Here is a 23,134-nt window from a genome sequence, read left to right as displayed (position 1 = left end):
GACCGACTTGGACATGCAGATGTAGATACAACAATTCGAATTTACACACACCTCATTAAAGAACTTCGAGAAGAAGATGAAAATAATATGGTCAATATTCTAGCCGCTTTATAATTTTACACATTATTTACACATAGTTATTTACAAACCTGCATGAATACTGATATGATTGCACTTGCTCTACGTGGTTCGTAACCATCCCACGAAAAAAAACTAAGGAGAAATGAATATGAAGATAAAATTTTTAGCAGCAAGTGGTATTATTGCAGCTCTTTACATTGCTGTGACGATGCTTGTTGCACCATTTGGTTTTACAGAGGTGCAGTTCCGTGTATCTGAAATTTTCAACCATTTAGTGGCCTTTAATCCACGCTTTGCCGTTGGTATCATAATAGGGGTATTTATTTCTAATATCTTTTCACCACTCGGTATCTACGACTTAGTATTTGGTGTTGGACATTCTATGATTACATTGGGTTTGTTCATTTTGATTTGTAAATTTGTTAAACATATTTGGGCACGTTTAATCATCAATACATTTTTATTTACATGCACAATGTTTATAATCGCCTTTGAATTGAATTTAGCCCTAGAGCTACCATTCTTTTGGACTTGGCTCACGGTGGCGGCAGGTGAATTCGTTGTCTTAGCGGTTGGTGCACCTATTATGTATATACTCAATAAACGCCTTCACTTTAAAGAGATGATTGAATAGACGAGTCTTACAAGATTCGTCTTTTTTTCTTGACAATATTCTGAAAACATTCTACAATTCTTTCTAATAAATGCGAAGAAGAAGAATAGTAGCAAGCATCGTTACTTAAAGAGAGCTGGTGGTCGGTGTAAACCAGTAGTACGTACTTGTGAATGGACTTCAGAGCAGCCTTAATCCAATGTAAGGCCGATTTGCTCCCCGTTATCGGAGTTAGAAAGCGCGCATCAATTGCGAATAAAGGTGGCACCACGGTTACTCGTCCTTTTTACAGAGGATTGGAGTGGCTTTTTTTTATGAAAAAATGAGCGTAGAGGAGTCGAGGAAAGATGAGTACAGTAGCAGAGAATAAAGGATATTTCGGAGAATTTGGTGGAAGCTTCGTTCCAGAGGAGCTTCAGCATGTATTAACTATTTTGGATGAAAATTTCCAAAAATTCAAAGAAGATGCAGACTTTAATACAGAATTGAATTATTATTTCCATGAATATGTCGGTCGCAAATCCCCCCTTTATTTTGCAGAAAATTTAACAAAGCAATTGGCTGGCGCAAAAATTTATTTAAAGCGTGAGGATCTTAACCATACGGGCTCACATAAAATCAATAATGTATTGGGTCAAATTTTATTAGCAAAACGTATGGGAGCAAATCGCGTTATTGCTGAAACTGGTGCAGGACAACACGGTGTGGCAACCGCTACTGCCTGTGCCATGTTCGGGATGGATTGTACTATTTATATGGGGTTAGAGGATACTAAACGTCAGGCATTAAATGTATTTCGAATGGAGCTTCTTGGAGCAAAGGTAGTAGCTGTTGATAAGGGGCAAGGACGTTTAAAGGATGCCGTTGATGAAGCATTCGCTGATTTGGTGGCAAACTACGAAACGACATTTTATTTATTGGGCTCTGCTGTTGGGCCGCACCCATTCCCCTCAATGGTTAAACATTTCCAATCAGTTATTAGCCGCGAAAGCCGCGAACAAATTTTGGAGAAAGAAGGAAAACTACCAACCGCTGTCCTAGCCTGTGTTGGCGGTGGAAGTAATGCTATAGGGGCATTCGCAGAGTTTATTGCTGATAAAAATGTTCGTCTTATCGGAATAGAGCCAGATCAAGCTGCTACACTTAACGAAGGAACGCCTGGAGAACTACACGGCTTCAAATGCTTAGTGCTACAGGACGCAGAGGGAAACCCTCTACCAACATACTCGATTGCCGCAGGGTTAGATTACCCAGGTGCGGGACCTGAGCACAGTCACTTAAAAACAATTGGTCGTGCAGAGTATGTTACCGTGACAAATGAAGAAGTCCTAGAGGCATTTCAGGTGCTCTCGAAGGTAGAAGGTATTATTCCTGCACTCGAAAGCTCTCATGCAGTTGCCCATGCACTAAAACTAGCGCCTACTCTTACAACTGATGAAATTATTATTATTAATATCTCAGGTCGTGGCGATAAGGACGTTGAGCAAGTTTTTCATATGTTAAATAAATAATTTAAACCTGAAAGAGCGATTTCCTAAACTGGAAATCGCTCTTCAACTTACACTAATGATGTAATGTCTGCTGATCTTGAAACACAAGTATAAACGAATCTATTCCAATAAGAATATATATCCCCCATTTATTTCATAAAAAAACGGATGAAGTCTATCAAATCATCCGTTCAGTCGCTATTATGAAATCGCTCTTTTATGCAGTTTAATTTTTAGCTTTTCTAACATATCTACCGTCATTTTTGACAAATCGTACTCTGCTTTAAAGCCCCACTCTTTTTGTGCCGCTTCAATATTTATTGAGTTTGGCCAGCTATCTGCTATTGCCTGACGAACTGGGTCAACCTGATAGTTCATTGTAAAGTTCGGTAAATGTTTTTTTATTTCAGCTGCAATTTGCGATGGTTCAAAACTCATTGCTGTTATATTAAAAGCATTACGGTGAACAAGCTTACTACCATCGGCTTCCATTAAATCAACAATTGCCTGTAAAGCATCTGGCATGTACATCATATCCATATACGTACCTTCTTGAATATAAGATGTATACTTACCTTGTTCAATCGCTTCGTAGAAAATCTCTACCGCATAATCAGTTGTACCACCACCAGGAGGTGTTACATAAGAAATTAAACCTGGGAAACGGACACCACGTGTATCTACTCCAAAACGGCTGAAGTAATAATCACATAATAATTCGCCAGCCACTTTATTAACACCATACATAGTTGTCGGGCGTTGCAATGTATCCTGAGGTGTGTCTTCCTTCGGTGTAGATGGTCCGAATGCCCCTATTGAGCTTGGTGTGAAGAATTGCATATTTAACTCTCGTGAAACTTCCAAAGCATTCATTAATCCACCCATATTTAAATTCCAAGCCAACAAAGGATTTCTTTCAGCTGTAGCTGATAATAGTGCTGCTAAATGCATCATTGTATCAGCACCAAAGTCCTTTGCTAAATCATGCATTCTTTGTCCATCTGTAACGTCCAATATCTCAAACGGGCCCTCAGTATGGTCAAGCTTTCTAATGTCAGTAGCAAGTATATTGTCCTCTCCATAAATACTACGAAGTTTTTCTACAAGCTCAGAACCAATTTGACCAAGTGCTCCGGTAACCATAATTTTTTTCATTTCTCAAAACCTCCACATGTGAACAATTGTACTTACCGAAAGTACAAAAATATATTAATAAACATTGATTTAATAACACTTTCAATGAAATTCATTATAATGTGTTCGTTTTGAAAATACAACAATTATATTAAAAATATTCATAAAAGAAACATACTATCCCTTACTTCTCAGTATATGAACATTTTAAATTATTGTGCTACAAAAATATATCAAATACATTTGTACACTCTCAGAGGACATATATTGAAACTCCCATCCAACAAGTTATTAGAGCAAATAAAAAAGAATCCCCTTTGCTAACTTTGCAAAGAAGATTCTATAGCCATTAAAATATGAAGGACTAAATTATATTGAAAAACGTTTAACGGCTATTTGTAGCACTTTCGATACCTTTCGTAATTCTTTAATATAATTGTGGAATTGTTGCTGTGCTGTTAATTGATCGGCTGTTAAAGCAGCAACATGCTTCGTCGATACAGTATTCGTATCAGATAACGATGTCAGCATAACCGCATCCTCACTAACCGTTTTTGTATGATTGGCAATTTCTTGGACTGTAGAAGAGACTTCCATAATATAAGGCTTGATTGTATGTACTTTTTCTAAAATCTGATCAAAACTAGAGGCCGTTTGTCCTGTTACAGCAACTCCTTTTTCGGTTGCCATAAGCACACCCTCCATCATCTGTACTGCATAGCTTGAATCTAGATGAATGTTTTGTACAATGGACGTAATAGTTTGCGTTGAATGAACAGTTTGCTCTGCAAGCTTGCGTACCTCGTTCGCTACTACCGCAAATCCCTTGCCATGCTCGCCCGCTCTTGCCGCTTCAATCGATGCATTTAACGCTAATAGATTTGTTTGTGCTGTTATTTTTTCAATGACCTCAATCATTTGATCGATTGATGATGCTCGTTCGACTAAATTAAAGATGGCTGTATTGGATTTCTCTACAGCTTGCTTAATTGTCTGCATTTGTGCTAAATTGGCTTGCACAATTTCAGTTCCGCTTTCCGCATCTCGAGCTGTTTTATGAGCGAAGTTTTCTACAATTTGAATTTTTTCTAATATAACTTGTACATCATTTAAAACTTCTTCTAAAGATGATGTATTGGAAGCCAATTTATCAGTAGACGCTGCCGTTGAATCTGAAATAGACTGTACATCTTTTGCTATTTTCAATGTCGTTGTTGAAGATTCCTCCGAGGACTCCTGCAATTTCCCGGTCATTTCCTCCACTTCGTAGGCACTGTCCGTAACTGTATGGAGCAAACGTTTCACTTCTGTGACCATTTGATTGTAAGATAGCACTACCTCACCAAGCTCATCATGGGCCACATAACTTGCATTGGCAGTGAAATCACCCTGTTCAGCCTGTTTTAATAATGATTTTAATTGCCGTGTAGGGACATTGACCGCTTTTGTTGCTATAAATCCTATAATAATAACTAGCATCACAACTGTTAAACACACACCACCAAGCAACCAATAACCAAATTGAACATCTTCTTGATAGGACTGTTGTTGGTCTTTTGCTCGTTGAATAAGATAGTTTTGTGTTTCTTCTAATAATGTATGAATTTCCTGACTTAATGGTAGAAATGTCTGCGAATAAAATTTCTCTTGTTCACTTTGGGTCAATTGCTGGTAGCCCTCAATCAATTCTCTCTGCTTCCCTAGTAAGGACTTATACTTATTAATTTGATGACTCGTTTTTTTATCAATTTCTTGGCTTTTTAAATGGTCTAACGGCTTATCCACGTCTTTTAAAATGGAAGACATTCCTGTATAATTGCCATCAGAATCGACGATAAAATCTAACTGACGTTGCGATTCTTCCAGCTCATTTAGCCACCCAATTGGAACAAGCCCCTGTTTGTAACTCTCACTTGCATGCCACGACATTTTCCTTAAATAATCCACACTAAATACACCTAGCAATACATTCGATAATACACAAACAATCATAAGTACAAGTAACTTGTCCTTCACCTTTATGAAACGAAAAAAATGCATGTTCTCTGGCTCCTCCTCCAACTCTTACCAATAATGATAGTATGAAGATATAAAGCCAGTGTTATGTTTTTGTAAAGATTAGACGAAGAATTAAGAAATTATGCCCATTCACCAGCCCCAAATAGGTAATTTACAGCACAAATTGATTCATACCATCATCCCTTATTTACATCATACAAATAGTTGCAACCTTCCACACATTACCAGCGTTTATAGTAGTAACTATAGAAAGAAGGTGTTACATTTGTCGCAGCTTAAGAAATTGGATGGAAGTTTAGTTGTGAGCCTCTTTTTACTTGGAGGTTTTAGCTGCCTTTTTGTCCATTCTAGCAGTGTCAATTTCGGACAATATGCCAGTTCCTTCATTGTTAAGCAATTTATCTTTTATCTTATTGGATTTATAATCATGTTTGGGATTTCTTTACTTGATATTGAACAATTAAAAAAGATTGGATGGCCATTTTATGGATTAGCGGTAGCGTTAACTGCTGGACTCATAGTAGCACCAGAGAGTATTGCACGGACGATAAACGAGGCTAAATCTTGGTATCAAATACCCTTTCTAGGTTCTCTTCAGCCATCAGAGTTTTTAAAATTTGCCTTTTTAATTGTTGTGAGTAAAATCATTATCTCTCATCAAGAGAAAAATGCACGTCCTTCCTATCTAGCTGATTTATGGCTATTTGTGAAAATTGGACTTATTGTCCTTCCCCCTTCGCTCCTTGTTTATAAACAACCCGACACAGGCATGGTTATGTTATACATGGCAATGATTCTACCCATGTTATTTTTTTCAGGCATACATAGGAAATTACTGATTGTATTTACGGCCATACCTCTAGTTTTAATCAGTACAGTTGTAGTACTTTATGTCAGATTTAATGATTTTTTTACAGAAAAAATTTTAGGTGCCCTATCAGGACATCAAGTATCTCGTATTTATGGGTGGCTACAGCCTTATGATTACATAGATTCTTCGTTTCAGGTTCGCCAAGGCTTTTTAGCCATCGGGTCGGGGGAATTTTTCGGGAAGGGCTATCTGAATAATAATGTTTATGTGCCAGAGAAGCATACTGATTTTATTTTTTCTGCAATTGCCGAGGAATTAGGGTTTGCTGGCGGGGCATTTGTCATTGCTTTACTGTTTTTTGTCATCTACAGAATTGTTCTTATTTCTGTTGAAGCAAAAGACCCTTTTATGACATTAATGGGCGCAGGGATATCAAGCTTATTAGCCTTCCAAATTACTCAAAATATTGGCATGACACTTGGACTTTTACCAGTCACTGGAGTTACTTTACCTTTCTTAAGCTATGGGGGTAGTTCACTATTGTCAAATTTCATGCTAATGGGAATTGTTATGATTATTCATAAATCCTATAAGGGGTATATGTTTAAAAGAGGAGATTAACTAAATGCAAGTAGAGAAGGATATTCTCTACTTGCTGGGGGATTCATCTTCATTTAAAAACTCATGAATACTCTCATTATATTGATCTATAAATATTTCAGCTTCCTTACTAGGTAATTTTAATGCGGCTAACGCGGCACCACCTACCGGTAAGCTGGAAGCACCCATAAAGTCATATTGATTGCTATACTTTTTATCCAGCACAGCTAGTTTTTCAATAAATAATGGCAATTCCTTAAAAACTCCACCTGCTAACACGACTTTTACACGTTCAGCGAAGAATGGATTTTTTTTGTAACAAGCATCGATACTTTGATAAAAAATATGGCACACTTCATCTATAATAGTATTTGCTACTATATCTCCACGTTTTGTGCACTCTATCGCTACTTTACTTAACGGAGCAATTATATCTCGTGGATGCCCTTCACCATATACAATTTCAATGATTTGTGGCACAGATTGCACTTGAAAATAGGCTAATACAGCGCCCGTTAATATCGTTTCTGGACCTCTTTTATCAAATTCTTTAAAAATCGCCTTTAATGTTCGAATACCTATATCATAGCCACTGCCCTCATCATCAAATATATAACCCCATCCTGCTGTCCGCTCAATTCTTCCAGTTGAATCTATACTTAATGTAATCGCACCTGTACCCGATATTTGAACAATGCCAGGTTGACCTAATGTCCCTGCATACAGTGCATTCAATCCATCATTTGATAAAGTTAATTGACAGCCCTTTGGTAAAAGCGACGTTAATAATGTCTGTGTAATGTCCTCATTATTATTTTCTGTCACACCAGAAAGTCCTGCATGGCATTTTGTTAGTTGATGAAAATGGAGAGGTTGTTGACTCTTCAATTGATTTATAAGTTCTGTTATCGTCTGCGTAAATTGCTCGATGTTCATGGATGTAGGGTTACTTTTACCCGTTTTTGCGAGGGCTATTACTTGCCCACTGAATGTAGAGATGGTAGCAATTGTCTTCGTTCCACCACCGTCAATTGCCAAAACATACAAGTGCCTTCACCTCTATACGATTTTAATTGTGGAAACGATTTCGCCTACCTCATGCCCTGCGTCATTTCGCACAAAGGAAGGCGATAATGCTTTTATTCGCTCAATTGTTTCAACATTTGAATACTGAATTTGTTCTAACACAGAAGCAATTACATTTGGCCATGGACTTTCTGAGCCATTCATAATTTTCAGGGCAAAGCTTACCCCTTCGTTTCGTAGAGCAAAACAATATACACCCTGAGCTCCACCCTTTGCTACAATATTAGGATCTTTTAATAATGCTGTACAAATAAAATTTTCAGCTGCGATAATTTGATTTTCTTGATTCATAACTGTCGTAAGCTTTTTTACCGCCTCACGAACTTGATCATCATCAATCAATTCTGGCCGTGCTAGCTTTAAATAGGCTATCGCCATATTTTTTAGTGGAATCGCAAAAACAGGTGCGCCACAACCGTCTATTCCTGTGCGAATTTTTCCCTCATCATAGTCACTTAAATAAGCAATGTATTTTTTTATCATTTGCTGTAATGGATGATCTGGATGACAATACTGTTGAAAATTATAGCCATTCGCCAGACAAGCAGTTAAAAATCCTAAATGCTTACCTGCGCAATTATGAAGTAGCTTCCTTTTTTGGAATCCTTGTTGAATATAGAGTGTTTTTGGTTCTTCGTTAAGCGGATATGACGCTGCACAAATTAGATCATTTTCACCAACAGGAATTTTCTCCAGCAAAGAGGTCAATGCCCCTTGATGGTATATTTCACCTCTTTGCGATGCCAAAAATAATGCACTTTCCGTTGAAGTTATCTCATACTTTTCTATAAAATCAGTCATGAAAATTGGAATGGCTTGAAATGGTTTTGCTGCAGAACGAAAATACACAGGCTCATAATCTTGACCAACTGAAACGAATTCTTCCTTCGCTAGATTCACAGCACTCATTTGTCCATAATGCACATTTTCCATTAATCCTGAACGGTACTCTTTCAAAAATTCTGAGTAAGCCACGAATCAACCAACCTTTCTTTAAACAGACAGCAGTTGCTTTTGTGCCTGTAATGCTGCTCCTTTGACCACGCCCTCTTTTAATTGGTTTGAAAACTGTAAAACAAAATGAGGTTGTAGTTCTTTCCATATATATTGTTTGCATTTTTCACTAAGAAGTTTTTGAAATGTTACATTGTGCTCAATAATTTCACCGCTAACAATAACGGCTTCCGGTTCATATAAACACACCAAATTATTGATAGCAATGGCTAGATATGTAGCTACATCTTGTTGAATGTCCACTGCCCATTGTTCGCCTCGATCCACACACTGTAAAACCTCTTCTATTGATTGAATAGTTAGATTTTTAGGCGTTCTATTGAGTAAGGTCATTTCTGAAATATACATCGACAAGCACCCTCGTTTTCCACAGTGACACATTTCACCAAAGGGATTAATCGTTATATGACTTATTTCTCCCGCTTTGTTTTGAATGCCACGATACACTTCTCCGTTTAGTAATATCGATGCTCCGACGCCCGTTCCCATCCCTACTAAAATACAATTTGAATAAAGAGGCGTATAGATATCACCAATTTCTGCAATGATTTGCATTTTCAATTCATTATCTACGATGACTTCACAATCAAAAACACCATTTAGGTCCTCTCCTATACGGCAGTTTTCCCACTTTAATTGCTCAGAAGAAACTATAATCCCTTCTTCGTTATTAATGACACCTGGTACCCCTATTCCAATGCCTAATAATTTCTCCTGAGCAATCTGATATTCTGACATAATAGTCGCTATGGAGCTTTTTAATAGATGGATTGCTTCCTCATAACGATGCTTTATGCTGCATTTGATTTCCTGAAAAGCGATCAGTTTTCCTAAAAAATCTAATATACCAAGTCGAATTGTAAAGCAATCTATCTCGATCCCTATAGTATATAAAGCATCTTCACGCATATGAATTAATGTTGGCCGTCTACCAATGGTAGTTTCCTCTGAAACCCCTTCAAGTATAAAGCCTTCCGCTTCTAGCTCCTGCACAATACGAGTAATAGTCGTAGGACTCATTTTTGTATACTTTGATAATTGAATTCTTGAAATCGGTGCCATCTGCCTAATTGCGTCAAGCACAATATACTTATTTTGTCTTCTCATTTGTACTTGATCTTGCTTTTTCAAATTAGATTCATCCCCTATTTAAACATTTCTATGAATTGTACAGCCTCTCTGATGTCTTTTTCGGGATTTGATCTCACTTCTCGTTCAATAGTTAAATAGCCATTGTATCCGATTTCTTGTAAAGCTGAAAAATAAAGCTCGAAATTGACATCTCCCTGACCTAGTGGAAGCTCTCTAAAGAAATCCCCATTTTCCACCATTTCTTCTATCTTATCATGAGATGTTCCAGAATCGTATCCTAAGTACCCATACACGTCTTTTGGATTCGTTTGCTGTAATTGAATGCCATCCTTCACATGTGTATGTACAATATAATTTCTTAAAAGCTTCACTCCCGCCACAGGATCATCCTTGGTTACCATTACCATATTGGCAGGATCAAAATTAACTGATACACCATCCGTGGATAGTTTATCTAAAAATTTCTTTAATGTTTGACTCGTCTCTGGTCCTGTTTCAATTGCAAAATAAGCATCTAGTGATGTAGCAAATTGCCCTAATTCTTCACATGCTTCTAGCATAGTTTGATAGATTGGATCATTCTCATCTTCAGGAATGATCCCAATATGAGTCGTAACAATCGATGTACCAAGATCTTTTGCCAATTGCATAATATCCTTCGATTTTTTTATTTTCCATTCATTTTCATGTTTATCTTGAAAGCCATGTCCTCCCAAATCTCCACATAATGCTGAAATTTCGAGCCCTAAATCTACAATATATTGCTTCAATTCAGCTCTTTGTATAGCATTTAAATGGTCCGGAACTAGCTCACCTGAAACTGCGTACATTTGAACACCTTGTGCACCGACCTCTTTCGCTTTTAGCAATCCCTCACGAATAGGCAATCTAAAGCTGTCTACAATCACACCAATTCTATTGTTCAATTTCACCATTTTAATATACGACTTCCTTTCCTTGTCTTGCAGAAATATAAATCCCCTCTAAAATCTTCATAATTTCTACCCCATCCTCAACAGGTGCCACTGAATCATATTGGTGAAGACAGCAATCAACAAACGTATTGATTTCATTCTGAAAGGCTGTTACAAAATCAAAGGATAGATCATTAATTTGAGGATGAATATTTAAAATGGTATTATGCTCCTCGCTGACAATTTTCAGCTCAGGCTCTAGCTCTGCTCCCCCATTTGTGCCATATAACTTAATGCTCATTTCATCTTTTATAGCATGTAGCGTATAGGAAACATCCACCATTAATGAAGCCCCGTTCTCAAATGTTATAAGGGCGTTCGCTAAGTCCTCAACTGTATTTTTAGTAGCATCATAGTCTGCCGCTTTATAAAAAGATAAATGTTCAATATGATTTCTATTTCCTAATTGATTATAGGTGTGACCTGTTACACGCTTCACTTTCGGCCTCCCCATTAAGTACCAGCATATATCAATAACATGGACCCCTAAATCTATTAATGGGCCACCACCAGATTTATCGATTTCTGCAAACCAACCTCCTGGATTACCTAATCTTCTTAAGCAAGAAGCTTTCGCATAATAAATATCCCCTAATTTATTATCATCTATGAACTGTTTCAGCACCTTTGTGTTCGTTGCAAAACGTCTTACATAGCCGACCTGAAATACTTTACGATGTTTTCCAGCAACCTTTTGGATGTTTAATGCCTCCGCATAAGTCATAGATAAGGGTTTTTCAATAAGTACATGTAAATCATTTTCTAAAGCGAGAATGGCTAGCTCTGCATGTGTATTATTCCATGTACAAATACTGACAGCTTCTACATTTTTATCTGCAAATAATGCCTCTTTAGAAGAGAAAACATGAGTGGCTCCAAATTGAGCAGCTTTTGCTTTCCCCCTCTCAATAGAAGTATCATACACACCATATAACTCAACTGATGGATTTTTCATATAAGAGCCTAAATGATAATCCGAAATAGAGCCTGTTCCGATTACACAAACTTTTAATTTGTCCATGTTCTTCCCTCCTTAAAGCTTACATTCATCCCATAAACGACGAACATTATCCATTCCTATTTTTGAACCAACCTGACAATCCTCCATACCTTCAAACTCCACTGTAATATAACCATCGTATCCATAGCCTTTGACAAGCTTTATAATTTCTCGAATATTAATATCACCATGTCCGACAATTGCTCCTCGGATGTAATTGTTATGAACTGTACGGAACCATTCGCCATCACCGGGATTTTCAAAATAAGGGCGAATATAAAAATCTTTAAAATGCACGGTAGCGGCATAGGATATATTTTTCATAACACCAATAAGAGGCTCTTCATCTATACATAAAAAATTCCCGATATCTAATGTAGTTTTAAAATTATCTCTGTTAACGGCTTGAATTAATTGTTGTACACGATCACTTGTTTGAACATTAAAGCCATGATTTTCAATAGTTGTGGTGATATTGAATTGTTTCGCATAATCTGCAAGCAATTGACAGCCCCTTACCATTTCATCTAAATGTTCATTGTAATAATGAATGGTTGTTTGCTCCTTTGGTAAAGTAAAAAGTGTAACGTCATGGCGCATAATTTTGATACCCATACGATGTACAACATCTACGTGTTTCTTTAAGCGCTCCACTTCTTCAAAAAAGGCTTCCTCAGTCTCATGAATAAAGTTTGCGGGTAATGAGTAGGCAGATAACTCCAATCCTAGCTCAGCAGCTTTCTCTTTTATTTGAGTGGCGAGCTCATCATTATCTACTACTGTGAATTCATAGGGCACTAACTCTACATGCTGACCACCATTGTCCGCTACCCATTGCAAAACATCCAGAACACTCATTTCGCCCTGCTTCATTTTTTTGACCATACTGTATGTGCTTAAGCCTACTTTCATTTAAAACATCTCTCCTTTTCAATTGACAAAGTGACAAGCTACACTTTGCTCTTCGTTAATTTTTTTCATTTCCGGAATCTTTTGCTTACATATATCTGCTGCAAAGGGACATCTTGTATGGAAGGTACAACCGCTTGGTGGATTTTTAGGATTTGGAATATCACCTATCAACACTTTCTTTTTCTTTCTTAACATTGGGTCTGCAATCGGTACAGAGGCAATAAGCGCTTGTGTATACGGATGCTTAGGATCATTAAAGATCGCTTCTTTTTTTCCGATTTCTACGATTGTTCCTAAATACATGACACCAATATAATGACTAATATGCTCTACAACACTTAAATCATGTGAAATAAAAAGATAGGATATTTTATATTCTTGCTGCAATTGCTTTAATAGATTCAAAATTTGTGATTGTATAGAAACATCCAGTGCAGACACAGGCTCATCAGCAATAATGATTTTAGGTTTTGTAATTAAAGCACGTGCAATCCCTAAACGCTGTCTTTGTCCACCACTAAATTCATGTGCATAACGATCAGCATGATCAGCATTCAAGCCAACTACTTCAAGCATTTCGAGTACTAGCTTTTCACGCTCGGCTTTTGATAGCTTTGTATGAATTTCTAGCGGCTCACCAACTAATTCTTTTACTTTCATTCTTGGATTTAAGGAGGCATAAGGATCTTGAAAAATCATTTGGACAGTTTTTCTTAGATGCTTTAATTCAGATTGCTTGGCAGTAGCCACTTCTTTTCCATCGACAACGATACTTCCACTTGACGGCTCTATTAATCTAGTGATTAGCCTGCCAGTTGTTGATTTCCCGCAACCACTCTCTCCAACTAAACTAAATGTTGTCCCTTCTTCTATTTCAAAGGAAACATCTATTACAGCATTAACATGTTGTCTCTTTTGAAATAACCCTCCCGCAATTTGAAAGCTCTTTTTTAAATTCTCCACTTTTAAAATACTGTTAGGCATTGATTTCCACATCCTTTTTCACATATAGCCAGCAGCTACATTGGCGAGTAGCTGAAATTTCCACTGTCGGTGGACATTCCTGATGACATATAGACATCACTTGATGACAGCGCGGAGCAAATTTACAACCAATCGGCATATGTTGCGGAGATGGTACATGACCACTGATAGAATCTAATACTTCCTTTTTTTCACCAATTTTTGGCACAGATGCAATTAAGCCTTTCGTATAAGGATGCTTAGGGCTTGCAAATAATTCAAATACATCTGCTTCCTCTACAACCTGCCCTGCGTACATCACGACCACTTTATCGCACATTTCGGCCACAACACCTAAATCATGTGTGATTAATAAAATAGCTGTTGCATTTTCTTCCTTTAACTTTTTCATTAACTCTAAAATTTGCGCTTGTATCGTAACATCTAGTGCAGTAGTTGGTTCGTCAGCAATAAGTAGATTGGGGTGGCAGGCCATCGCCATAGCAATCATCACTCTCTGCCGCATCCCCCCTGATAGCTGATGTGGATATTCATGAATGATTTCTTCGGCTCTTCCTATTCCTACACTCTTTAACATTTGAATGGCATGATGTTTACTTTCACCTTTTGGCAGCTTCAAATGCATCTCAATTGCTTCCATTAACTGCTTACCAATTTTTAAAACGGGATTTAAAGAGGTCATAGGCTCTTGAAAGATCATAGCCATTTGTTTTCCACGAATTTTCCGAATATCGGATTCAGACATTTTGGTCAAATCTTCCCCATTAAAATGAATAGAGCCATTGACAATTTTGCCTGTAGTTCCATGAAATAATTGCATAATAGATAAAGACGTTAAGCTTTTCCCACTGCCTGATTCTCCAACTAAGCCCAATATCTCGCCTTTACGAATCGAAAAATTGACACCTCTTAATATCTTGATCTCTGTTTTATCACGCATAAAGGACGTTTCTAAATCTGTTACTCGTAATACATGTTCTGTCATAGGCATTCTCCTTAATTATTTTTAATTTTCGGATCTAATACATCTCGTAATCCATCGCCTATTAAGTTAAATGCTAGTACGGTTAAAAATATAGCTATTCCTGGCATGATGACTACATGAGAAGATGTTCCTAAGTAGTCGCGTCCACTACTTAACATTACTCCCCACTCGGGCATTTCAGGACTCGCACCTAAGCCTAAAAAACTTAAGCCAGAAGCTGCTAAAATAGCTGTTCCTATACGCATTGTGACAAAAATAATTAGTTCACTAATCGTTTCAGGGAAAATATGCTTCCACAGCACTCTTACATGGGAGGCCCCCATTGATTGTGCGGCTTCTACATATACATTTTCTTTCGCATTCAATGTAGCGCCACGTACTAAGCGTGCAAAGGATGGCACACTAAAAATCATGACAGCGATGATCACATTATTAATCCCAGGACCAAGTAATGCGACAATGGCAATGGCTAGCAATAAATCAGGAAATGAAAACAATACATCACAGCTACGCATAATAACTTTGTCTATCCAACCACCAAAGTAACCGCTAATTAAACCTAAAATAGTCCCTAGTATTAAGCCCAAAAATACCGCGCTAAAGCTTACCATTAAGGAGATTTTTGCCCCTACAATTAAACGACTAAAAATATCCCGACCATATTCGTCTGTTCCCGCTAAATGACTGGCACTTGGTCCTTCTAATAAGGCATCATAGTTTGGTTCAAACGGATCATAGGGTGCAATATATGGACCAATGATAGCGATTACAATTAGCAACCCTATAAAGATGCTTGCTAACAATGCAGCCTTTTGCTTTTTAAAAGACTTCCAAAATTCCTTAAGAGGAGAGTATTTCCTTTGTGTTTTTTGCACTTGGCTATTTTGCACCGTAGTTGGTGAAGTCATCCTGTTCCCTCCCTTAAGAATCTAATTGAATTTTAGGATTTAACACTGTATAAAGCACATCTACGATTAAATTTACTAAAATAAATTCAAACGCAAATAATAATAGAGCTGACTGAATAACAGGATAGTCTCGGAATGCAATCGAGTCGATTAGAAGACGCCCCATCCCCGGAAAGCTAAAAACGGTCTCGACTACCACTGAACCCCCTAGTAGAAAACCAAATTGTAGGCCGGCGACCGTCACTACAGAAATTAAAGAATTTCGTAAAGCATGGGTCACTATGACAGAGTGTTCCTTCAGACCTTTTGCTCTCCCAGTTCTTATAAAATCAGCCTGTAACGTTTCGAGCATAGAAGATCGAGTAAATCGTGCAATCATTGACATAATACCTGCCCCTAAAGTTAGGGAAGGTAAAATATAACTAGAGAAACCATCTAACCCTCCTGTTGGGAATAGCCCTAGCTGTACTGAAAATAATTGAATTAGTAATAGTCCCAACCAAAATCCAGGGATCGATATGCCAGAAACCGCTGTTACCATTCCGAAATAATCAGGCCATTTATTTTTATTGATGGCAGAAAAAACGCCAATCATTAAACCTATTAATGTAGCCCAAAACATCGAGAGAAAGGTAAGCTGAAGAGAGGGCATAAACCTTGTTTTAAACATATCAATCACAGGTAGACCTGTTGTTAAGGACGTGCCAAGTTCACCCGTCATTAGATTTTTCATATAGTCTACATACTGTTTTAAAATAGGCTTATCAAGACCCAATTCATGACGTACGTTTTCAACATCCTCGATCGTGGCATCCTTACCCGCTACTAATCGCGCAGGATCTCCTGGTATGAAATGAATAAATAAAAACGTTAATATTGAAATAACAATTAAAATCGGTATCATTTCAACAATTCTTCTTGCTGTATATTTCCACATGACGAGCTCCTCCTTTCTATTTTGTAGAAAAGGAATTGACCTATATCAATTCCTTTTATATTGAGTAGCTTTACTCAATTTTTGCATTCTTCACATCCAGCCCACCTGTTGGATTTACTAATACACCGCTGACATTTGAACGTACACCATATACAACCTCATCTACCCCTAAGAAAATCCAAGGTGTATCTTGGTAAACGATTTCCTGTAATTTTTCATAGAGCTCAGCTTGGCGGTCTACATCTGAAATGGAGTTAGCCTCATCCATTATTTGATCTGCCTCAGTGTTATGATAATAGGCTGTGTTCGCACCATTTGGCGGGAATGATACACTATGGAAAAGTGGTTTTGTCGCATTTGTTATATCAGAAGCATAGGCTGACCAGCTCACATACCACATTTGTAATTTTGCATCATCTGGTGTTTGAGCCCCGTAAATCTCATCTGACAAAGTACCCTCTTCCATAGATTTAATCGCAACTTTGACACCGATTTGTCCTAACTGCTGTTGGATAAACTGCATTCCCTTCATCGTATCCGAGTTCGTATTTCCCCAGATTTCAATATCGAAGCCATCAGGATATCCAGCCTCAGCCAACAAGGCCTTTGCTTTTTCTATATTGTGCTCATACATTTTTTGCTGTTTATAATAAACTGTTTTGGAAGGAATAATGGAGTCTAGCGGTAAGCCTAGACCTGCATTAACAACCTTTAAATAAGCTTCTTTGTCCACCGCATAATTAAATGCTTGTCGAACCTTACTATCATTCAACGGTTTTTTATACGTATTTAAGGAAACATAATGAGCAATTGTTGAAGGAACTTTATTAACTTCTACATCTTTATGGTTAGAAAGCTCATCGATATTTTGAGCAGGTACAGGATAGATAACCTGTGCATCCCCAGCTTTTAACATCGCCACCCGAGATCCGTTTTCTGGGACTGGTTTATACGTAATTTTAGATACACGGTCACCGCCACCCCAATAGCCATCAAATTTTTCAATGGTTAAATGATCTCCTTGTACCCATTCAACAAATTGATAAGGACCTGTTCCGACAGGCTGCTTAGGAATATCTGCTACATTTTCTTTAATCATTTTGGGACTAATCATTTTGGCCACTCCGAATCGTGTAATCATCGGTCCATACGGTTCTTTTAAAGTCACTTTAATGTCATAGTCTCCTAGTATTTCAACATGACTGATTAAGCTAAAACCACGTGAATAGAGGCGTAAGCTTTCATCATTCATAATTCGTTCAATATTGGCTTTTACAGCCTCTGCATTAAACTGCTCCCCGTCATGGAAAGTGACCCCTTCTTGCAGCTTAAATGTATACTCCAGTGCGTCTTCACTGATTGTATAATCTTCTGCAAGCACCTTAATTATTTGTCCATCCGCATCGAAGCCCAGTAACCCCTCTAACATCGTCTCCTGCACTGAACCCGAATTGGTATCTCCTGTGTTATGTGGATCCATAGAAATAAAGTTTTCATTTACAGCGATGACCAATTCATTTTTTGAACTAGCTTTACCTGAATCTGTAGTAGATTTTTCCCCAGTGTTTGATGCGTTAGAATTGTCTTTCTCTGCGCATGCTGCTAAAAGCAATGTACATAGAATTACAAAAACCAATTTTTTAACATAATTCATCTCATCTACTCCCTTTGTAAAAATATATAATAATACCTCCTAATGGCTTCATTAAGAAATATAATTACTAAAATTATTTATTTTCTCCACTGATGAAAATAAATAGGCAAAAAAATAAACTATACTTTCATTACGATAAGACAATTCAAAGGAAGACATTGCTTTCTCAACTTCACAATTGCTTTTCATCAGAAACTATAGTTCAACCGACAAGATTTATTTATTCCACTGCTGAAAATAAGTAATTAAAAAAATATCCCCTTCCAGGATCAAGGACACTTTCGATGCATAATTATCAGAAAATTTATTATTTTTTAACAACTATAAACTACAGTTCACTTTTTTTCCAGCATTATTTTTATAAATTTAATAATTATTTTTACCGAGCATTCATTTCTAGTTGTTTAAAAAGGTTCTAAAAGCCCTTCCTTCAAGGCCTTTAGAACCAACATCATGTATTACAGCTTTCTTATACTCTCTACGACCACATCAAGTATACGCTGAAGATCCTCTTGAATAATATTAAGTGGTGGTGATAGTGTCAGAACATTATTAAAGCCCGCTACTGTTGCCCCATTTTTCCCAATGATCACCCCTTGTTCTTTGCATGCGGCAATAACAGCATTTACCTTCTCCACTGGTAAAGGTTCTTTCGAGACTTTATCTACTACTAATTCAATCCCAATTAATAAACCTCTGCCCCGCACATCTCCTACATTCGTATGATCCTGTAAATTTTCTTGCAATATTTGTAATGTAGCCTTCCCCATTTCCTTGGAGCGGTCGAACAACACTTCTTGCTCTAGAATCTCAATATTTTTTAATGCAACTGCACATGCTACTGGAGAGCCGCCAAAAGTATTGACATGGCGGAAATAGCCATAGGCATCTGTGCCAGTGAAAGCCTCATAAATCTCACGCTTTACGGCAGTTGCTGATAATGGTAAGTATGCGCTCGTAATCCCTTTAGCCATTGTAATAATATCTGGTTTCACACCATAATTCATAAATCCAAATGGCTTGCCTGTTCGACCAAAGCCACAAATAACTTCATCCACTATCATTAAAGCTCCATGCTTTTTGCACACTTCCTCTATGCCTTTTAAATAGTTTTCGGGAGGCATGATGACACCGCCACCTGTAATAATTGGCTCTAAAATCATGGCTGCAATCGTATCACTCAGTTCCCATGTCATCGTTTTATCGACAGCCCTTACGCTCGCTAAATCTAATGGCGCAACAGCATCATCTTCATGTTCACGATATTGATCAGGCGGTGCAACATGGATAAAGCCGGGAGATAGTGGCTCGTATTTATATTTCCGTTCCGCTTGCCCTGTTGCTGCTAATGCCCCAAAGGAATTTCCATGGTAGGCGCGGTAGCGAGAGACAATCTTATAGCGGGAGCTTTGCCCTTTTTGCTGGTGATATTGTCGCGCTATTTTAAAAGCTGTTTCATTCGCTTCTGATCCGCTATTAGAGAAGAAAATAACGTACTCCCCACCAAGCAAGTCATTTAGTTTTTCAGCTAGCTGTACGGCTGGTAAATGTCCCTGCGATAATGGTGCATAGGCATTTTTCATCATTTGCTCATGTGCGGCATCTGCCAGTTCCTTACGTCCATAACCGACATTTACACACCATAGCCCAGCCATGGCATCAATATATTCGACGCCATCCGTATCTATTATTCTTGCACCATCTGATTTTTCCACTACATATGTTGCTTGTGGATTGTAGGGTTTCATTGAATGCCATACATATCGCTCATCCTTTGTTAAAACATCACTTTTAAGATTGGTCTGTGTCATTGCTGAACACCCTCTCATTTATTTTTTAGTAGGTTAGCTTTTTGTTGCATCGTTATTACTTGGGAAGGCAAAGGAGCTTGTTGCATCTTCCGTTTCATCCGGCCAACGCTCCGAGATTGTTTTCGCCTTTGTAAAGAATCTCGCTTGATCTGGACCAAACATATACCCTTCACCAAACTTAGAACGCTTCCACCCGCCGAAATTATGGTAGCCGACAGGAATTGGAATTGGTACGTTAACCCCTACCATGCCCACTTCAATCTCTTCTTGGAATTTACGAGCTGCTGCACCACTGCTTGTAAACATCGTTACACCATTACCAAGTTCATGGTCATTAATTAAATCAATAGCTTCTTGTAATGTCTCCACGCGCACTACTATACGTGCTGGACCAAAGACCTCCTCTTTAAAGATGGTCATATCAGGCGTAATATTATTGAGGAGTGTTGGCCCAATATAAAAACCATTAGATGTTTCACATACTTTAGGGTTTCGTCCGTCAATGACAAGATTTGCCCCTTCAGTAACAGCACCATCAATATAGCTGATAATCGTTTCTTTCGATTGTTGGGTAATAACTGGGCCGAAATCGACATCTTCTTCTGTATAAGGACCTACCTTTAGCTGTGAAATCTTATGCTTCAATATGTCTGTAAAACGTTGCTCTGTATCTTGACCAACAACAAGCGCTCCAGAAATCGCCATACAGCGCTGTGATGCTGCCCCGTACGCCGCACCTAAAAAGGCGTTCGCAGTTTGTTCCAAGTTGGCATCTGGCATAACAATCATAAAGTTCTTACCACCACCAAAAGCAGCCACACGTTTATTATGCTTTGTTCCCGTTTGATAAATATATTCGGCTACTGGCGTAGAGCCTACAAAGGAAATGGCTTGAATCTCTTTGTTTTCTAGAAGCTCATTGACCGCTTCTTTATCGCCATTCACTACTGTCCAAATACCATCAGGAAGTCCCGCCTCTTTCCATAATTGACTTAAAAATAATGCAGAATGAGGAACACGTTCAGATGGTTTTAAAATAACAGCATTCCCTACTGCCACAGCCATACTTGTAATAGCTAAAGGGACCATAACAGGGAAATTAAAAGGCGCAATCGTTGCCACTACACCGAGTGGTGATTTGGCAGAAAAAGCATTAATATTGCCACCTACATTGACGGAATACTCCCCTTTTAGCAATTGTGGGGCACTAATCGCCATATCTACCGATTCAATCCCTCGAATAATTTCGCCCTTGGCATCCTCTTTAGTTTTCCCGCTTTCCTGACAAATCACTTCAATAAGTTCTTCCTGTTTTGTTACTAACAATTGACGGAATCGATGTAAAACCTCAACCCTCTTCCCAATGGACACCTTTTTCCATGCAGGAAAGGCTTCCTTAGCATGTTGAATGGCCTGCTGTACTTCGTCTTTTGAAGCAAGTGGGACTCTCGCTATCGTTTCACCTGTTGTTGGATTATACACATCTGAAAATCTTCCACTAGTACCAGCTACCTCTTCCCCCTTGATAAAATGTGTTAGCGTTTTCATTTTTTGTTGTACTGTCATCATTTAACCTCTCCTTATATGGGATTATTGTTCAAAATCAAATTCGTCTTTGCTAAAAATAGAGCTTGATTCATCGACCTGTTTTATCACCTTATTCCTTTGCGTAAGTAAATAAAAAATCATTACCACGGCAACGACAACACATGTAAATAGAATTTGTGAGCGCATAGACTCAATAAAGAACATGGCTATTAATAAGGCAGTTGTAGCTACTATTGTGAAATACGTTAGATACGGGAATAGCCACATCTTCACCTTTAATAGCTCAGGATTTTCGCGTTCAATCTTTCTACGCATTCTCAATTGTGAAAAGGCGATAATTAAATAAAGAATTAAAGTAATAGCACTACAAGAGCTTAGTAAAAACATAAATACTTTATCTGGTGAAACATAATTCATAATAACGGCAATATAAGAGAAAAATGTTGCGGCTAAAATAGCATTCACAGGTGCACCATTTTTATTTAATTTCAAAAAGGCTTTTGGTGCCTCGCCCTTCTCTGCTAAAGAAAATACCATTCGTGATGTTGCATAAAGTGCAGAATTTAAACACGATAACACAGCTGTTAAAACAACAAAATTCATGATTTGTGCGGCGGCAGGAATACCAATATAATCCAACACTGCTACATAAGGACTTGTTAAAATATCAGAGGAGTGCCAAGGCAATAACGTCACAACAACAGCTATTGAACCCACATAGAAAATTAAAATGCGCCAAGTAATCGAATTGGTAGCTTTTGTTACAGCTGCTAACGGTTCGTCTGACTCACCAGCAGCGATAGCGACAATCTCTGTCCCCATAAAGGAAAAAATAACAATGACAACACCCATTAGTACAGCGCCAAAGCCGTTTGGTAAAAATCCACCCTGCTCAACTAGATTTGTCAGACCGACAGCGTTAAAGTTTGGGGCTATACCAAAAATAATGAACGCGCCTAAACCTAAAAAAACTACTATACTTGCAACCTTAATAAGAGAGAACCAATATTCAAATTCGCCAAAGGCTTTTACAGAAAGAACATTTGTTAAAGTGAGTGCTACGGTTAAAAGTAAACTTAAGAGCCATAAAGGAATTCCGTCATACCAATATTGAATAATGGCCGCTGCTGCCGTCGCCTCTAATGCAATAGCTATGACCCAGAAAAACCAATACAGCCAGCCAATCATAAAGCCTGCCCATGGACCAATTGCTTCATGGGCATAATGTGCAAACGACCCACTCGTTGGATTGACAGCCGCCATCTCACCTAGCATACGCATCACTAAGATGACGATAATTCCTGCAAATATATACGATAAAATTGCTCCTGGACCCGCCAAGTTAATGACTGAGCCACTGCCCATAAATAAGCCAGCCCCAATTACACCCGCTATTGCGATCATCGTCATATGCCGTTTCTTTAATCCTCTTTGTAAATGCGTTTGTTGCTCCATATCTGACACCTCTTTTATTAGATTGG

Annotated in this window: 19 protein-coding genes, 1 riboswitch and 1 other annotated feature; of the genes, 3 read left to right on the top strand and 16 right to left on the bottom strand. The window is 38.0% G+C overall.

The window, feature by feature from the left end:
* The first annotated feature begins 178 nt into the window (after positions 1–178).
* Positions 179–223, top strand: a riboswitch (PreQ1 riboswitch).
* 6 nt (positions 224–229) lie between these two features.
* On the top strand, positions 230–715 hold the full coding sequence (locus tag AC1Q6O_RS01035) for a QueT transporter family protein (protein ID WP_008176048.1): 486 nt from the start codon (positions 230–232) through the stop codon (positions 713–715).
* 66 nt (positions 716–781) lie between these two features.
* Positions 782–982, top strand: a binding site (T-box leader).
* A gap of 59 nt (positions 983–1,041) precedes the next feature.
* A complete protein-coding gene (gene trpB / locus AC1Q6O_RS01030) occupies positions 1,042–2,205 on the top strand; it encodes a tryptophan synthase subunit beta (RefSeq protein ID WP_008176051.1) in 1,164 nt (387 codons plus the stop codon).
* Between the two features lie 180 nt (positions 2,206–2,385).
* Here trpB and AC1Q6O_RS01025 read toward each other — a convergent pair whose 3' ends face one another.
* A complete protein-coding gene (locus tag AC1Q6O_RS01025) occupies positions 2,386–3,339 on the bottom strand; it encodes an L-threonine 3-dehydrogenase (protein WP_008176053.1) in 954 nt (317 codons plus the stop codon).
* A gap of 348 nt (positions 3,340–3,687) precedes the next feature.
* Complete coding sequence (locus AC1Q6O_RS01020) at positions 3,688–5,358, bottom strand: HAMP domain-containing methyl-accepting chemotaxis protein (protein WP_342550720.1); 1,671 nt, start codon at positions 5,356–5,358, stop codon at positions 3,688–3,690.
* A 262-nt stretch (positions 5,359–5,620) separates the two neighbouring features.
* Between AC1Q6O_RS01020 and AC1Q6O_RS01015 the strand changes: the two genes are divergently transcribed.
* Positions 5,621–6,769: an FtsW/RodA/SpoVE family cell cycle protein gene (locus tag AC1Q6O_RS01015; RefSeq protein ID WP_427534296.1), complete on the top strand. Its 1,149-nt coding sequence runs from the start codon at positions 5,621–5,623 to the stop codon at positions 6,767–6,769.
* 27 nt (positions 6,770–6,796) lie between these two features.
* Here AC1Q6O_RS01015 and AC1Q6O_RS01010 read toward each other — a convergent pair whose 3' ends face one another.
* The 14 genes from AC1Q6O_RS01010 to AC1Q6O_RS00945 form a co-directional block, all read right to left on the bottom strand.
* The gene (locus tag AC1Q6O_RS01010) at positions 6,797–7,795 is read right to left on the bottom strand and encodes an N-acetylglucosamine kinase (protein ID WP_090002473.1); all 999 of its coding nucleotides are present in this window, start codon (positions 7,793–7,795) and stop codon (positions 6,797–6,799) included.
* Positions 7,796–7,807: 12 nt separating this feature from the next.
* Positions 7,808–8,809, bottom strand: a complete 1,002-nt coding sequence (locus AC1Q6O_RS01005; protein ID WP_427534298.1) for an asparaginase — start codon at positions 8,807–8,809, stop codon at positions 7,808–7,810.
* Between the two features lie 18 nt (positions 8,810–8,827).
* The gene (locus tag AC1Q6O_RS01000) at positions 8,828–9,979 is read right to left on the bottom strand and encodes an ROK family protein (protein ID WP_492400875.1); all 1,152 of its coding nucleotides are present in this window, start codon (positions 9,977–9,979) and stop codon (positions 8,828–8,830) included.
* 14 nt (positions 9,980–9,993) lie between these two features.
* Positions 9,994–10,875 (bottom strand): sugar phosphate isomerase/epimerase family protein, encoded by an 882-nt coding sequence (locus AC1Q6O_RS00995; protein ID WP_008176063.1) that lies wholly within the window; start codon positions 10,873–10,875, stop codon positions 9,994–9,996.
* A 1-nt stretch (position 10,876) separates the two neighbouring features.
* The gene (locus AC1Q6O_RS00990; protein ID WP_008176065.1) at positions 10,877–11,935 is read right to left on the bottom strand and encodes a Gfo/Idh/MocA family protein; all 1,059 of its coding nucleotides are present in this window, start codon (positions 11,933–11,935) and stop codon (positions 10,877–10,879) included.
* Positions 11,936–11,947: 12 nt separating this feature from the next.
* Positions 11,948–12,826 carry a sugar phosphate isomerase/epimerase family protein gene (locus tag AC1Q6O_RS00985; RefSeq protein ID WP_089985983.1) on the bottom strand — a complete coding sequence of 293 codons (879 nt, stop codon included), beginning with the start codon at positions 12,824–12,826 and terminating at the stop codon, positions 11,948–11,950.
* Between the two features lie 18 nt (positions 12,827–12,844).
* The gene (locus AC1Q6O_RS00980) at positions 12,845–13,810 is read right to left on the bottom strand and encodes an ABC transporter ATP-binding protein (protein WP_096363482.1); all 966 of its coding nucleotides are present in this window, start codon (positions 13,808–13,810) and stop codon (positions 12,845–12,847) included.
* Positions 13,803–14,795 (bottom strand): ABC transporter ATP-binding protein, encoded by a 993-nt coding sequence (locus AC1Q6O_RS00975; RefSeq protein WP_427071455.1) that lies wholly within the window; start codon positions 14,793–14,795, stop codon positions 13,803–13,805. Before AC1Q6O_RS00975 ends, AC1Q6O_RS00980 begins: the two co-directional genes overlap by 8 nt.
* Before the next feature lie 11 nt (positions 14,796–14,806).
* On the bottom strand, positions 14,807–15,703 hold the full coding sequence (locus tag AC1Q6O_RS00970; protein WP_008176071.1) for an ABC transporter permease: 897 nt from the start codon (positions 15,701–15,703) through the stop codon (positions 14,807–14,809).
* Between the two features lie 13 nt (positions 15,704–15,716).
* On the bottom strand, positions 15,717–16,640 hold the full coding sequence (gene nikB / locus AC1Q6O_RS00965; protein ID WP_036145195.1) for a nickel ABC transporter permease: 924 nt from the start codon (positions 16,638–16,640) through the stop codon (positions 15,717–15,719).
* Positions 16,641–16,710: 70 nt separating this feature from the next.
* Entirely contained in the window at positions 16,711–18,294 is a 1,584-nt protein-coding gene (locus AC1Q6O_RS00960; RefSeq protein WP_089985980.1) for a glutathione ABC transporter substrate-binding protein, read from the bottom strand.
* A gap of 458 nt (positions 18,295–18,752) precedes the next feature.
* Positions 18,753–20,105 carry an aspartate aminotransferase family protein gene (locus AC1Q6O_RS00955; protein WP_492400874.1) on the bottom strand — a complete coding sequence of 451 codons (1,353 nt, stop codon included), beginning with the start codon at positions 20,103–20,105 and terminating at the stop codon, positions 18,753–18,755.
* 33 nt (positions 20,106–20,138) lie between these two features.
* Entirely contained in the window at positions 20,139–21,671 is a 1,533-nt protein-coding gene (locus tag AC1Q6O_RS00950) for a CoA-acylating methylmalonate-semialdehyde dehydrogenase (protein ID WP_043990114.1), read from the bottom strand.
* Positions 21,672–21,695: 24 nt separating this feature from the next.
* Entirely contained in the window at positions 21,696–23,108 is a 1,413-nt protein-coding gene (locus AC1Q6O_RS00945) for an amino acid permease (RefSeq protein WP_008176081.1), read from the bottom strand.
* Positions 23,109–23,134: the final 26 nt, after the last annotated feature.

Source organism: Lysinibacillus sp. GW823-FHT06C08 (assembly GCF_058795135.1).
This window is presented reverse-complemented; position numbering and strand designations above follow the sequence as displayed.